This window comes from Nocardia sp. CA-290969 (assembly GCF_050936135.1).
Taxonomy (GTDB): domain Bacteria; phylum Actinomycetota; class Actinomycetes; order Mycobacteriales; family Mycobacteriaceae; genus Nocardia.
The window spans coordinates 506,424-520,068 of sequence record NZ_JBNJNJ010000001.1; the positions used below are offsets into that span (position 1 = coordinate 506,424).

General features: G+C 66.5%; 12 protein-coding genes. 7 read left to right on the forward strand and 5 right to left on the reverse strand.

The genetic code is table 11. The features are described 5' to 3' along the window. Window positions 1-56: 56 nt before the first annotated feature. Complete coding sequence (locus ACQEVO_RS02360) at window positions 57-638, reverse strand: TetR/AcrR family transcriptional regulator (protein WP_432908380.1); 582 nt, start codon at window positions 636-638, stop codon at window positions 57-59. 248 nt (window positions 639-886) lie between these two features. Here ACQEVO_RS02360 and ACQEVO_RS02365 point away from each other — a divergent pair, with 248 nt between their 5' ends. The 4 genes from ACQEVO_RS02365 (at window position 887) to ACQEVO_RS02380 (ending at window position 5,553) form a co-directional block, all read left to right on the forward strand. Continuing rightward, entirely contained in the window at window positions 887-2,206 is a 1,320-nt protein-coding gene (locus ACQEVO_RS02365; protein WP_432908382.1) for a family 1 glycosylhydrolase, read from the forward strand. A gap of 240 nt (window positions 2,207-2,446) precedes the next feature. Next, entirely contained in the window at window positions 2,447-3,925 is a 1,479-nt protein-coding gene (locus ACQEVO_RS02370; RefSeq protein WP_432908385.1) for a serine/threonine-protein kinase, read from the forward strand. Next, on the forward strand, window positions 3,907-5,046 hold the full coding sequence (locus ACQEVO_RS02375; RefSeq protein WP_432908387.1) for a BTAD domain-containing putative transcriptional regulator: 1,140 nt from the start codon (window positions 3,907-3,909) through the stop codon (window positions 5,044-5,046). The genes ACQEVO_RS02370 and ACQEVO_RS02375 overlap by 19 nt, the downstream gene beginning before the upstream one ends. Before the next feature lie 114 nt (window positions 5,047-5,160). Beyond that, window positions 5,161-5,553, forward strand: a complete 393-nt coding sequence (locus ACQEVO_RS02380; RefSeq protein WP_432908390.1) for a peptidoglycan-binding domain-containing protein — start codon at window positions 5,161-5,163, stop codon at window positions 5,551-5,553. 128 nt (window positions 5,554-5,681) lie between these two features. Here ACQEVO_RS02380 and ACQEVO_RS02385 read toward each other — a convergent pair whose 3' ends face one another. Both ACQEVO_RS02385 and ACQEVO_RS02390 read right to left on the reverse strand, forming a co-directional pair. Next, window positions 5,682-7,799, reverse strand: a complete 2,118-nt coding sequence (locus ACQEVO_RS02385) for a hypothetical protein (RefSeq protein WP_432908392.1) — start codon at window positions 7,797-7,799, stop codon at window positions 5,682-5,684. A 484-nt stretch (window positions 7,800-8,283) separates the two neighbouring features. After that, on the reverse strand, window positions 8,284-9,210 hold the full coding sequence (locus ACQEVO_RS02390) for a helix-turn-helix transcriptional regulator (protein WP_432908393.1): 927 nt from the start codon (window positions 9,208-9,210) through the stop codon (window positions 8,284-8,286). Between the two features lie 155 nt (window positions 9,211-9,365). Between ACQEVO_RS02390 and ACQEVO_RS02395 the strand changes: the two genes are divergently transcribed. The 3 genes from ACQEVO_RS02395 (at window position 9,366) to ACQEVO_RS02405 (ending at window position 12,869) form a co-directional block, all read left to right on the forward strand. After that, window positions 9,366-10,079, forward strand: coding sequence for an SDR family oxidoreductase (locus ACQEVO_RS02395; RefSeq protein WP_432908395.1), 714 nt, complete (start codon window positions 9,366-9,368; stop codon window positions 10,077-10,079). Window positions 10,080-10,184: 105 nt separating this feature from the next. Further along, complete coding sequence (locus ACQEVO_RS02400; RefSeq protein ID WP_432908397.1) at window positions 10,185-10,838, forward strand: LppP/LprE family lipoprotein; 654 nt, start codon at window positions 10,185-10,187, stop codon at window positions 10,836-10,838. Window positions 10,839-10,922: 84 nt separating this feature from the next. After that, window positions 10,923-12,869 (forward strand): acyl-CoA dehydrogenase family protein, encoded by a 1,947-nt coding sequence (locus ACQEVO_RS02405; RefSeq protein ID WP_432908400.1) that lies wholly within the window; start codon window positions 10,923-10,925, stop codon window positions 12,867-12,869. 21 nt (window positions 12,870-12,890) lie between these two features. Here ACQEVO_RS02405 and ACQEVO_RS02410 read toward each other — a convergent pair whose 3' ends face one another. Both ACQEVO_RS02410 and ACQEVO_RS02415 read right to left on the reverse strand, forming a co-directional pair. After that, a complete protein-coding gene (locus tag ACQEVO_RS02410) occupies window positions 12,891-13,307 on the reverse strand; it encodes a type II toxin-antitoxin system VapC family toxin (protein ID WP_432908403.1) in 417 nt (138 codons plus the stop codon). After that, window positions 13,307-13,555 (reverse strand): type II toxin-antitoxin system Phd/YefM family antitoxin, encoded by a 249-nt coding sequence (locus tag ACQEVO_RS02415; RefSeq protein WP_432908406.1) that lies wholly within the window; start codon window positions 13,553-13,555, stop codon window positions 13,307-13,309. Before ACQEVO_RS02415 ends, ACQEVO_RS02410 begins: the two co-directional genes overlap by 1 nt. Window positions 13,556-13,645 lie beyond the last annotated feature (90 nt).

Consider the following 13,645-nt stretch of genomic DNA (forward strand, 5'->3'; position numbering starts at 1 on the left):
GTGTTGCCGCGCCGCAAGGAGAGTGAGTATCGACCCTCTGCGCGGGCTCGGCTTGTCTACTGCGCGCTGCGTTCCCGCTCGGCAGCGCTGATCAGCGCGGTGCTCAGCAGAGTCGCCGCGTCCAGAAACGAGTCTTGAGATACCGTCTCGGGATCGGTGTGGGCGAGCAGTGCCGTGCCGTGTTCGAGAGCGAGTGCCACCAGTGCCATTTGCTCGGCGGGTGCGGGCAGGCTCAGTCCCATTCCTTCGATCACGCGCCGGGCAGAACGCGCGTACCAGTCCCGGGAGGCTCTGTCGTAGTCGCGTAATGCCTGTGCCGCCGCTGGATTTCGCATCGCGTAGAGCCGGAATTCGAGCATCAGCACGAAACGATTGCGGTCGGCGAAGCGGTTGCCGCCTCGGCCTCGCAGGGCGTCGACTGTCTGCATCGCGTCACCGCCCGGGGCGAGGATTTTTTCGCTCTCTTCGATATCGCGATCGAGCCAGTCTCCGAGCAGTGCGAGGAACAGATCTTCCTTGTTGGTGAAGTTCGCATAGACCGCGCCTCGGCTGTACCCGGCCCTGTCCGCGATGTCTTCGAGGGAAGCTTGCGTGAAGCCCTTTTCCGCGAACACCTCCTCGGCGGCGGTGAGCAGCATGGTGCGGGTGCGTTGCACGCTCTCGGCGCGGGTCAACCTGGGCATGTTCGGCCTTCTCTGACGTGCTCCTCCTTGACACTGTTCAGTGCATACACGACAATACCCGAAGACATGAGCGTATCTGGATACGCGAACGAATCTGAATGTGTCGTCGAGCCGCACGTTCGGCGTGATCGATGTTCACCTGGGTCGACTGCCCGACCCAGGTGAACGCGACGCGGTTTCGTGAAGTCCGAACGAAGGAAGCTATGCGTCAATCGGCGACTGTCACCGCGATGCTGTCCGTAGTGGTCTCGGTGCTGGCTCTCACCGCCCTTGCGGCCCCCTCGGCGGCCGAAGACCTTCCCGCGCTCCCGGCGGACTTCGAGTTCGGGGTCGCTCAATCCGGTTTTCAGTCCGAAGGTTTCAACCGGGACTCGAACTACCTGCGCTACGGCAACGAAGGGAAGTTGCACGAGCCGGTGGGTAACGCCGTGGACTTCTTCCACCAGTACGAGGGCGATGTTGCCAGGGCGGCCTCGATCGGTGTGGACAACTATCGCTTGTCGGTGGAGTGGTCGCGTATCGAACCGCAGCCCGGTGTCGACGACGCGGCCGGTTGGGCGTTCTACGATGCGGTGATCGGCCGCATCGTGGCCTCGGGCATGCGCCCGATGCTCACGTTGAATCACTGGGTTCATCCCGGTTGGGCGGTCGATCGTGGGGGGTGGAACAACCCGGAGATGGCCGCAGCCCTGACCGCTTTCGGCCGGCGTGTGGTTGATCGCTACGCATGGGCCGAGCCGATCTGGATCACCTTCAACGAGCCCAGCGAATACGTCCGGCGGGAACTGACCTACGGTGGTTTGGCGCCGGCGAACACCGGGCTCATGATCGAGGGGATCATCGAGGCGCATCGGGCGATCACGACCCACATCCATGCCGTGCAGCCCGGGGGCCAGGTCTCCTCCAACATCGCCTACATCCCACTGCCCGGTGTGGAACCGGCGCTGGAAGCCGTGTTCTCCGACCGTATGGTCGATTCGTTCGACTTCATCGGCGTCGACCAGTACTACTCGATCGCGCCGTCGGAACTGTCGTCGTTCGTCGCCTCGGGCGGCTCGTTCTGGAACCTGCCGCAATCACCCGAGAGCATGTATTACGTGCTGCGCTACTTCGCCGCCAAATATCCGAACAAGCCGCTGCGGGTCATCGAGAACGGATTGGCTACCGACGCGAATCAGAACCGTGCCGACGGGTACCGTCGCGACGACCATCTCCGCGACACCATCTATTGGATACAGCGCGCCCGCAAAGACGGCATCGACATCGTCTCCTACAACTACTGGAGCCTCACCGACAACTACGAGTGGGGTGAATACGGTCCCCGATTCGGTCTCTACAGCGTCGATGCCGTCCACGACCCTGCCCTGACCCGCCGGCCGACAGTCGCGGTGGCGGCCTACCGCGAGATCACCGAAAACCACGGGGTGCCCTCCACCTACCGGCCGACGCGCCGGCCGGCACCCTGCTCACTGATTGCACTGCCCGACAGTTGCGGCGATCCGGTGTCGGTCGAGCCACGCTGACCGAGCACCCCACCCTTCGTCGGCAGCGACCCGTCGTGGACCGGGTGAGGCAGAAGCTCCAACCCCGGCCGAGGCCGGACCCCGGCATCGGGTTCGCGGCTACACACACGGCTCCCGGCTGATATTCTCTGCGCTCGGAATCGGCACGAAAAGTGTTGGTATGGAGAAGAACCGGCGTTGCGCGGGCCTCGCGCAGGACTGCTACCGGGTTACGGGTGACGGCCGGAGCTAAGGGCGGATGTGGTTCTGCGCATCGGTGAGGAATTCGCGGGTTACCGGATCGACCGGGAACTGGGTCGCGGCGGGATGGGGGTGGTCTACCGCGCCGTACACCCGCGGCTGCCGTCCAAGGTGGTGGCGCTCAAGGTGTTCGACCCTGCCCGTGGCGGCTCTCGCGGACTGCGCCTGTTCGGGCGGGAAGCCGAACTCGTCTGCGGGCTGTCGCATCCGAATATCGTGCGGATAAACGACCGGAATGTCACCGACGGGCTGAACTGGATCGAAATGGAATACGTCGACGGCCCCGACGTCACCGAGATACTGCGCGACGCGGGTGCCGGCCTCGACCCGCATCGTGCGGTCCGCTTCATCGCCGACGCCGCCGCCGGTATCGATCACGCCCACCACAACAAGGTCGTGCATCGCGATATCAAACCGTCCAACCTGCTGGTCTCCACCGTCGACGGCCGGGAACGGGTCCTGGTCGCCGATTTCGGAATCGCCCGCAGTCTCGAAGACGACGCCACTCTCACCGGCGCCGGCCGGCGCGAATACTCACCGCATTACGTCGCCCCGGAACGTTTCGTCAGTTCGCTGCCGGATCACCGCTCCGATATCTATTCCCTCGGGGCGACACTGTACCGGCTGCTCACCGGCTCCTACCCTTATCCGAACCGCGGAGACCGGGAACTGATCGACGCGCACCGGAGCGAACCCGTTCCGGTGCCCACCCGAATCCGCCCGGACCTGCCGGCGGCGTTCGACTCCGTCATCGCCAAGGCCATGGCCAAAGAACCCGACGACCGATACCAGAGTTGCGCGGAACTGGCCGCCGCGGCCCGGGCCGCACTGTCGGGCGAGGTGGTCGCCGAAGTAGCCGGCCCCGGCCGAGCCGATCCGCCGCCCGCGGCGCCCGCGGCGGCCGGGGCCGATACGGTCACGGGGACCGAAACGGTCGTTTCCCCGGAAAGCGCTGTTCCCTTGTCCCGGGCTCGTCCCCGGCGGCCCTGGATGCTCGTCGCCGCCGCGCTCACCGTGTCTGTGGCGCTCGCAGCCGCCTGGGCGTTCTCCGACCGGGCCGAAACCGATCCGTCGGTTCCCGCACCCACCCGCGGCCCCGAACCGACAGCTATGACTCCCGGTTTTCTCACGGACCGTTGCCACTGGACCACCCGGCGTTTCGACAGCGACCGCACCTACGTGGAACTGCCGAGCGGTCACGCTGCCCGAGACGAACCGAACTGCATCCTGAATCTCGGCGATCACAACCATGCCGTATCCGTCGTTCAGCGCGCGGTCGCCCTGTGCCATCACATTCCCATCGGTGTGTCGGGCTTCTACGACTCCACGACCAAGTCCGCGATCCAACAGCTCCAGACTGCCGCGCACGCCGAGGCCGATGGGATCTACGGTCCGCGGACCCGTGCCACCGTTGTGCAGTGGCCGGTGTTCCGCGAAGCGGACGGAGGTTTCGCAGGACGATGCCGGCCCCTGAACTGACCACCCCGATACCCATCGATATACGGCTACTCGGACCGGTCCGGCTGCTGATCGGCGGCCGCCGGCTCGACCTGAACGGTTCCCGGACACTGACGATCCTGGCCGCACTCGCCGTCGAACGCGGGACCGCGCTGTCCCCGGAACAACTCGGCAAACGAGTCTGGGACGACGAACCCCCGCGCAGCTTCCGCAGCAGCCTGCAGAATATGATCTCGCGGATTCGCGACGGCGCCCGAGCGGCCGGCGTCTCCGATACCGGCCTACTGCGCACCGAATCCGGCTGCTATCGCTTGGCCATCCGCTCCGGCGATTGCGATCTGCACCGTTTCACCGAAACCCGTACCAAAGCCGTAATAGCGCGGGACCGGCGTGATTACGAGGGTGCGTCCGAATACTTCCGGCAGGCGCTGGCGGAATGGTCCGGAAACCCGCTCGACGGGCTGCCGGCTACCCGATTCGTAGACGGCTTCCGGGTGCGTATGCAGGAGGAGCGGCGCCAGACGGTGATCGATCGCATCGATATGGAAATCGCGTGCGGTCGAGCCCGGCAGGCTATCGGGGAACTGCGGGTGATGACCGAGGAATCACCCACCGGGATCGCGGTGTGGTCGCGCTATATCACCGCGGTCTACCTCGGTGACTGCGCCGACGCCGCCGTCCGGGCCTGCCGGCTCATCCTGGACCGGCTGCACGGAGAGGGCAGGGAGGTGCCGCAGGAACTCCGGACGCTGCAGGAGCGAATCCTGCGTCACGAATCATTGCCCGGGGTTCCGGTTGCCCGGTCCACGGCACCGGAGGAAGAGCGGCCGACAGTGCAGGAGGCGATGTCGGCGATCGTGCTGGCCTGCGGCGACGGCCGGACGGTCGCCGTGACCGAGGCCGGGGTGAGCATCGGCCGCGGCGCCGGTAACGATCTACGTCTGGACGATCCGAAGATCAGCCGCAGGCACGCCCGCGTGGACAGCGACGGCGAACTCGCGCGTATCACCGATCTCGGCTCCACCAACGGGGTCTACGTGAACGACCGACGCATCGGTTCGCCGACTTCGCTCGAACCGGGTGACACCATCCGCCTGGGTTCCACCGTGGTGAAAGTGCGCCTCTCCGAGGCCGCCCGGTGATCGTCCGGCCGTGTTGGCGCGAGGTGAGCGCGACGTTGGCAGCCCCGGATAACTTCCTGTCACGTTGCTCGGGAAAGCCCGAACAGCGCTTGTCACAGCGGGATTGGAGCTCACATGAACAACAAAATGTATACCCCGTATCCGGCCGGCCGAGTGCTTCGAGCGGTCGTGGTAGCGGGTATCGCCCTGGGCATCGCGTGCGGTTCGAGCGCGCTCGCCCAGGCTCAGGCGGAGAATGCGGCGCGCGACGATGCCCAGGTCACTACGGAGTGTGCGAGCGAGCGTCCGACCCTGTCGCGCGGTTCGACCGGCGATTGCGTCTATGTCGTGCAGAAGGCCCTCTACAATCTGGGATTCCGCGGAACCCCACTGGACGGTAGCTACGGTCCCCTCACGGAACAGATCGTGCAGGCCTACCAGGACGAGTCCGGGATCAAGGCCGACGGTATCGTCGGGCCGAACACCTGGGCCGCGCTGATCGGTGACTCGGCACTTGCCGGTGTCTGATCCGCACGACCGCTCCGGCCGTCGGCCCGCCGAATTCGCGGCAGCCGACGGCCACAGGGATCAGGTGAAGCCGACGGCGCGGGCTGCCCGGTGGCCTGATTCAACCCGACACCGAACTCGGTCCCCGGTCAGAGATCCCAGGGGTCCAGTCCGAACGCGGGAATTGTATGGTCCAGATTGGCCAGCCGTTTGAGGGAGGCCGCGAGTTCCTCGCGGTGCACGTCGGTGGGTGCGGCCGAGTAGGCACGGGCCGTCGCCAAGTGCTCGGTGGCCAGCTGGTGGGCGATGGCGGTTCGGGTGTCCCGGCCGACCTGGTTCCATTCATCGGGACCGATATTCGCGCGCAGGGCGCGATCGGAATCCCAGTGCCGCTGGACACGGGCGATGAAAGTGTGGTCGACCCGCGCCGCGGGATCGGGAGTGAGGGTGTGGCGCGCAAGGGTGTTGGCGTCGATGACTGCCTGTGCCGCGAATGCCGTTTCCGCGTCTGTCCCGACGTGATTGAGCGCCGCATGGCCGGAGGCGACGGCCTGTTGCAGCGGCCGGAAACCGTATGGATTGCGGGAGTGAGTGTCGTTGCGGACCTGTCGTGCCCGTATGTGGTGGTGGACCCGCTCGTGGCTCACTCCCGCGTCCAGCAGAACGGCCGGCAAGTGCTCAGGAGGAACCCGGCTGTTGTTGAGAGCCCACAGTGCCCGGGACAGGCCGAGTTCGGTATCGATGCCACCCCATTCGTCGGCTTCCCGGCGTGCGAGTAGGCGCCAGTTCTGCCGGCCCAATGCGCGCCATCGAAACTGTTCCAGCCGACTGTCCGCGATGGTGATATCCGTCCGATCGCTGCGCATTCTGCCCCGTGCCAGCGGGCTCAGCGGACTCAGCGTGCGACCGGCCACCCATGCGGTCAACGGCGAGGAGTTGACGGTGTTGAGGGCGGCCAGGCTCGCGATCATCCCCATGCCGGAATCGCCTCCGGATCGCTTGCCTGCGCCGCCCATGCCGAGCGCGGTGGTACCGGACCCCGTGGGCGCACCCTGGATCGCGAGTGCGACCCGGTTGGCCACCCAACCCGAACCGCGGGTGAGGCTCTTGGCCAATCGGCCCATCTGGAACATTGCCACGATTTCCACGACCGCGGCGATCACGATCACCGCGACCACTTGGCCGCGGGCCTGGTTGAACACATTTCCCAGGAACAACAGATAGATTCCGATGAAGACGGTATATGCGCACATCCGGGCCGCTGCCATACCCGAATTCACCAGGTTGCGTACCTGGTAGGTCTGGGTGGGGCCGAAGACGAAACCGCCTGCGGCGAATCCGAATATCGCCATGAACGCCTGGTAGATGGCATCGAGCGCGGCCCGCATCAGCCGGAACGACAGCACAGCGGCGAACAACAGCAGCACCGCTGCCGACACCAGGAGCACCAAACCGGTGCCGACCTGACCGATGCTCAGCGGAGTCGCGGCGACCGCGGCGGAATCACCGCAGGCACCGAGTGCGCGCTGCGTCCGCTCGGTATCGCCTGAGGTCATCCCCGCCGACCACGCTGCGGCACAGGCGGAGCGGTCGTCGACGACATGCCCGAAATTCCACACCTGCACCGGGCGCCGGGCGAAGTTGTCGGCCATCTCCGCTTGCAGATCGGTCAACAGCAGATCGGGGTTCCGGCCGGCCGACCCGTTCAGTCCGGCGGCAATCGCCATACCCACATCGCGCCCGCGGGCCAGCAGCCCGTCGGAGTCCAGGACATCGGCCAGCGGCGCGGCCAGGAACAGCGGCCCCAGAACGGCGACCGCGAGCATGGTCACTGTCTGGACAACGGCCCTGCTGTGGAAACCGCGCACCGTGAACCAGGCCACGAAGAAGGCCCCGATACTCACGGCGGTCACGAGAACGGCGGGGGTGGCGATCTGGCGGGCCAGGGCATCCGCTATTCCGTGCAGCGCATCGGCGAACAGGTCGAGCCAGGCAAAGCTGAGCGCGTAACCGATGAACCAGATCGCCGTGGTCACGATGATCATGTATCCGACGAATTCCAGCCCCACTATCGCCCAGAGTACGGTCGCGCCGGGGGCGGGGAGAATATCGGGGTCGCTGACGAAGGTGTAGTCGGCAAGGGGCACGCCGGCAGAATCCCGGATATTCATCCAGGAGAGGCCGTCCATTCGGCTGGACGCGGTGCTATCCGAACCGTCCTGGGCGATCGCTACCGCCCCCAGACCGCCCGGGAAAACGGTGCCCATCAATACCAGTGCGAGGCTGTACAGGAGTCGGCGGCGGGGGCCCGTTCCTGTCCGCGATGCCAGGATCCCGTGGCCGCTGAGAATACGCACAGTAGTCGAACCCGCTACGGCGGCACGCACGGTGAGGACGCGGCGGTGGTGGGGACAGGCATACCGCCAGCAAAGCCGGTCCGGTGGATGTCCGCCAGGGTTGAACTCCCGTTGCGCGCAATCCCGGACCGCGCCGCGAGACGTTGTGAACCTCGCCACATGCACGATAGCAACTCCTGCGCATACGCGTCGGAGTGATGCGGTTTCCGCCGGACCCCTGCCTCGAAGATGCGGCACGGCAACCGGATTCACGAAGTAATCGCCGACCGGGCCGGCGGTGGCAGTCGGCACGTTCTTGCCGGGGTGGGTTCACAGCAAGATTTTCAGTGCTCGATCGATGCGGATTCACGGTGCGCGGGAAAATCCACTGCCGCCGTGGGCAGACTTGTTCCGTTTACCCGACACTTTCATGCCGGACCGGATGGCCGACTGCCGGCGGATCGGGTGCCGCCCAGCTGGACAGGAGCTTCAGCCGATCCTCCGTGGTCGTGCCCGGTTCGGCGGTGTAGATGATCACCTCGTGATCCGGCCGGCCCGGCAGGGCGAGGTTCAGGGAGCGGTAGGGGAGATCCAGGGTGCCGACCTCCGGATGCCGGAGCCGTTTGACCCCTTCGTGGTGGAGGCGCACATCGTGCCGGGCCCACCTGGTGCGGAATTCGGGGCTGAGGGTGGACAGTTCGCCGATGAGTTCACGCAGGGCCCGGTCGTGGGGCCGGCGGCCGGCTTCGGCGCGCAGTAGTGCGGCGGAGATCTCCGCCGCGGCGTCCCAGTCGGCGAAGAAGTGGGTGGAGCCGGGGTCGAGGAATATGTAGCGGACGAGATTGGCGTGGCCCCGCTCCGCGGTGGTGGGGCTGTCGAACAGCGGGGCATACAGCGCTCGGCAGAGCGTGTTGGCGGCGACGATATCCAGGTGCCGGTCGCGTACGAAGGCGGCCGACATGGTCATGGATTCGAGCATCCAGTGGACGGACGGGGGGAGTTCCGCGCTCTCCGGGTGCTGCGGTGTGCGGCGCGCGGCCCGGGCGGCGCGGGCCATATCGAACAGGTGGGTTCGTTCGTCCTCGCTCAGGCGCAAGGCTCGCGCAACGGCGTGCAGTACATCCTCGGAGACGCCGCTGACGCGGCCTTTTTCCAGCCGGGTGTACCACTCGGTGCTCACCCCGGCGAGGACCGCGACCTCCTCGCGGCGTAACCCGGGCACTCGGCGCCGGCCACCGGTGGGCAAGCCGACCTGGGCGGGTGTGAGCTTGGCTCGGCGGCTGATGAGGAAGTTCCGGATATCGGAGCGGTTGGCCGCGGGGTTTCCGGATCGGGAGGCCATGTCATCCATCGTATGCAGCGGTTACCGGTCAGGGAGGTCGATCCTGTACCCCCTATGAGCGGTGCCTTCTTCCCGCGCGGCGTTGCTGGTTTCGTGAACTCGACGGCACCGGGCAGCTCGCCCGGACAACCACCGAGAGAACGGGATTCCCGACCATGACCGACAAGACCGTACTGATCACCGGCGCGACCAGCGGTATCGGCGCCCACACCGCACGCTTGCTGCTCGACCGCGGCCACCGGGTGGCGGTGACCGGCCGGAGCGAGGTCAAACTGAAAGCCTTTCTCGACGAGGCCGGACCCTCCGACCGACTGCTGGGACTCGTCGCGGACGCCTCGGAATGGCAGGCCACCGAACTGGCCGTAACCCGCACCGTGGAGCATTTCGGCCGCCTCGATGCCGCCGTGGCCAATGCCGGATTCGCCTCGGGCGACACCGCGCGCACCCGGGGCGCGACCATCGGGGCCGGTGATCCGGCGCAGTGGTCGCCCATGGTTCTCACCAATGTTCTCGGCCCGGCCCTGCTGGCCCACGCCGCGCTGCCCCATCTCGAGGCCACGGCAGGGAGGCTGGTGCTCGTCGGCAGTGTCGTCGGGGTGAAGAACGCGCCCGCCAACCTCTATTCGGCGACCAAATGGGCGGTCGCCGGGCTCGCGGAGAACCTGCGGATGTATGCCACGACCCGCGGAATCGGTGTCACTCTCGTAAACCCCGGCGTCATCGACACTCCGTTCTGGCAGGACGGCGAGGTACCGCCCTTCGCGCTCGCCCCCGAGCCGATCGCGGAAGCCATCTGCTTCGCCCTCGGCCAGCCCGCCGGCGTCGACCTCAACACTCTGACGATTCGCCCGGTCGGTCAGCCCAACTGACCTTTGGGGCGGGAAGCGCGGCGGGAACATTAACAGGCCTCCTGATAATCCCGATGTTGCCTGCGAGCACGTGATTACGCGCGCAGGACTCGGAATCGAGGCACTATGTTCAAAGCAGTTCGGATGGGAGCGCTCATCGCGTTCACCGCGGGGATCGTCGCGGGTTGTGCCGACGAGGGCATTGTGCCGCCGAGTGCGACCACGCCGGCGCCTACCTCGATCGGCGGCGGTACCCAGGCGACCGCGCCCACCGGTGAGCCCACGGCAACCTCGGCGCCCGCGGTGACCGGGCAGCCTCCGGTTGCCTCATCGTCCGAGTCGGCGCCGCCGGTACCCGCCGACGACGGCATCAGCGGGCCCGGGCGGTGTATCGATCCTTCCGCTCCAGGTGTGCAGGAAGCGGTGGCGGGGCTCGGTGACGGTTGGGTGGCAGATCAGGCCTCGGCCGACCGGCCGGGCGACTGCGGGCAGTTGCTGTGGGTGCGTGCCGTGGGCGGAAACTCGGCGGGTGCCCCGATCCATGTGCTGTTTTTTCACGACGGAACATATTTGGGCACCGCGACTTCCGAGCCGTATGCCTTCACCCACGTAGCCGGATCGAGCGACACCGCGGTGACGGTCGAATACAAATGGCTCGTCGCCGACGAACCGTTCGCCGCGCCCCAGGGTGGCCCGGCGGCGATCACCTACACCTGGACCGGTTCCGCTGTCGTGATGAGCGAGCCGCTCCCGCCGGAGGTCACCCGGCCGCACCGCTAGAGGCCCTTCACCAGTCGGCCTACCGGCGGGTAACATGGCTTCAGCACGCGACTGTGATCGTCGTCACGTCCGAGGAGGACGCCCATGGCTACTACCGCGAGAGTCGATGCCACCGAGGAACAGGCGCGCCGGTTGGTCGAGGAGTCCCGGGAGACCACCTGGGTAAAACCCTCCTTCGCCAAGGAGCTGTTCCTCGGCCGCTACCGGGTGGACCTGATCCATCCCTTCCCACGACCCGGTGCGGCAGACACCGCCAAGACCGACGCGTATCTGGCGCGTCTGCGGTCCTACTGCGAGACCGTCGACGGAAGTGTGATCGAGGAGCGGGGCCGGATACCGGAGGAGTATGTCCGCGGCCTGGCCGAACTCGGCTGCTTCGGTCTGAAGATTCCCGAGGAATACGGTGGCCAGGGCCTTTCCCAGGTCGGCTACAACAAGGCGTTGATGCTGGTCGCGTCGGCACACCCCAGCCTGGGCGTGCTGCTGTCCGCGCACCAGTCGATCGGTGTGCCCGAACCGCTGAAGCTGGCCGGCACGCCGGAACAGAAGGAAAGGTTCCTGCCCCGGTGCGCGCGGGGCGCGGTGAGCGCGTTCCTGCTCACCGAACCCGATGTCGGCTCCGATCCGGCCCGCCTGGCCAGCACCGCGACCCCCACCGCCGACGGCCGGGCCTACGAGATCGACGGGGTCAAATTGTGGACCACCAACGGTGTGGTCGCCGAACTGCTGGTGGTTATGGCACGGGTGCCCAAGAGCGAAGGGCACCGCGGCGGGGTTTCCGCTTTCGTCGTCGAAGCCGACAGTCCGGGGATCACCGTGGAGCGGCGCAATTCCTTCATGGGCCTGCGCGGTATCGAGAACGGTGTCACCCGCATGTACAAGGTGCGGGTCCCTGCCGAGAACCTGATCGGCCGGGAGGGTGACGGTCTGAAGATCGCGTTCACCACGCTCAACGCCGGCCGGCTCGCGATTCCGGCGATGTGCACCGCGGCCGGCAAATGGTCGCTGAAAATCGCCCGCGAATGGTCCGGTGCCCGGGTGCAGTGGGGCCGGCCGGTCGGTGAGCATGCGGCGGTGGGCGCCAAGGTGTCCTTCATCGCCGCGACGACCTACGCCCTGGAGGCCGTACTCGACCTTTCGGCGACCATGTGCGACGAGAACCGCAACGACATCCGTATCGAGGCGGCGCTGGCCAAGCTGTGGGCGTCGGAGATGAGTTGCCGGATCGCCGACGAACTCGTGCAGATCCGCGGCGGTCGCGGATACGAGACGGCGGCCTCGCTGCGGGCGCGGGGTGAACGCGCGGTGGGCGCCGAACAGCTGGTGCGGGACCTGCGGATCAACCGGATCTTCGAAGGCTCCAGTGAGATCATGCGGCTGCTCATCGCCCGGGAGATGGCCGATGCGCATATGTCCGCGGCCGGCGCGCTGGTCGACCGGCATGCGGAGTTCAAGGAGAAGGCGAAAGCGGCGGTGGGCGCCGGCGGTTTCTACGCCAAGTGGTTTCCGCAGCTGGCCGTCGGCCCGGGAACGGCACCGGCTTCGTTCGGCGAGTTCGGGTCGCTGGCACCGCATATGCGCTTCGTCGAACGGATGGCACGTAAACAGGCCCGTGCACTGATGTACGGCATGGCGCGCTGGCAGGCGAAGCTGGAGTACCGGCAGTTGTTCCTGGGGCGCATTGTCGATATCGGCGCGGAACTGTTCGCGATGTCGGCGGCCTGTGTGCGAGCGCACGACGAGCGCGGCGACGGCACGACCGAAGGGGCGGCCGCCGCGGAACTCGCCGACGTGTTCTGCCGGCAGGCGCGAATCCGGGTGCGCGAGTTGTTCGATGGGCTGTGGGACAACACCGACGACGAGGATATGCGCCTGAGCCGCGGTGTGCTCGACGGCCGCTACCGGCACGTGGAGGAGGGCATCATCGACTCGAGCGAGGGCACGGGTCCGTGGATCGCCGAATGGCAGGTGGGCCCGTCCACCGAGGAGAACCTGCTGCGGCCGTGGTTCCGAGCGGGGGCGCTGCAGTGATACGAGCGCGCTTTGCGCGAGTCAGCTGGTGGCGTCGAACGGATTGAAAACCGAAACTCCGCTGCGTTCGACGTCGCGGACGTTTCGGGTGACCAGTGTCCAGCTGTGCACAGACGCGGTCGCGGCGAGGAGTCCGTCGAGTACGGGCATGGCATCGGGAACATTGATCCGCCCCCATTCCTCGGCCACCTCCTCGTCCAGTGGGGCGATGCGATCCCGATAAGTCGAGCGGAGGGCGCCCAGCCATTTCGCCAGCACTTCGGCTTGTGTGCTGTCCCGTTGCCGGAGTCGTTCGATGCCGAGGCGGATCTCGCCGATCGTGACGACGCTCAAAAAGAGCTGGTTCGACTGAACGGTGTCGTACCAGGCGAGCACGTTCTCGTCGGCGTTCTTCTTGCGCAGCTCCGAAATCACGTTGGTGTCGAGCAGGTAGGCCATTACCCGGTCCAGTCGATCTCACGAGGCAGCGTGTGGTCGCGGTGCAGATCGAGTTCCTCCAGTCCGGGACCGGAGCGAAGAAACTCCTTGAAGTCGACAACCTCACCCTTCAATCGCCGATATTCCTCGATATCGATGACGACGGCGATCTCCTCGCCATGCCGTGTCACGATCTGAGGTCCTTCGGTCGTTGCGTCTCTGATCAACTCGCTGAAACGCTGTTTGGCTTCTTGTACTTGCCAGCTCACGGCGGCCTCCCGGGACTAAGTCTAGACAGACTAGATATTACCAGCGCACGGGTGTGTCGACAACGCACCGATCCAGGGCGTCGGCGCTGG

Excerpts from the sequence above, each read along its gene's own strand:
- ACQEVO_RS02405 (WP_432908400.1), top strand. The coding sequence starts at position 10,923 with ATGGCTACTACCGCGAGAGTCGATGCCACCGAGGAACAGGCGCGCCGG.
- ACQEVO_RS02410 (WP_432908403.1), bottom strand. The coding sequence starts at position 13,307 with ATGGCCTACCTGCTCGACACCAACGTGATTTCGGAGCTGCGCAAGAAG.
- ACQEVO_RS02380 (WP_432908390.1), top strand. The coding sequence starts at position 5,161 with ATGAACAACAAAATGTATACCCCGTATCCGGCCGGCCGAGTGCTTCGA.
- ACQEVO_RS02365 (WP_432908382.1), top strand. The coding sequence starts at position 887 with ATGCGTCAATCGGCGACTGTCACCGCGATGCTGTCCGTAGTGGTCTCG.
- ACQEVO_RS02400 (WP_432908397.1), top strand. The coding sequence starts at position 10,185 with ATGTTCAAAGCAGTTCGGATGGGAGCGCTCATCGCGTTCACCGCGGGG.
- ACQEVO_RS02360 (WP_432908380.1), bottom strand. The coding sequence starts at position 638 with ATGCTGCTCACCGCCGCCGAGGAGGTGTTCGCGGAAAAGGGCTTCACG.
- ACQEVO_RS02395 (WP_432908395.1), top strand. The coding sequence starts at position 9,366 with ATGACCGACAAGACCGTACTGATCACCGGCGCGACCAGCGGTATCGGC.
- ACQEVO_RS02390 (WP_432908393.1), bottom strand. The coding sequence starts at position 9,210 with ATGGCCTCCCGATCCGGAAACCCCGCGGCCAACCGCTCCGATATCCGG.
- ACQEVO_RS02385 (WP_432908392.1), bottom strand. The coding sequence starts at position 7,799 with ATGGGCACCGTTTTCCCGGGCGGTCTGGGGGCGGTAGCGATCGCCCAG.
- ACQEVO_RS02375 (WP_432908387.1), top strand. The coding sequence starts at position 3,907 with ATGCCGGCCCCTGAACTGACCACCCCGATACCCATCGATATACGGCTA.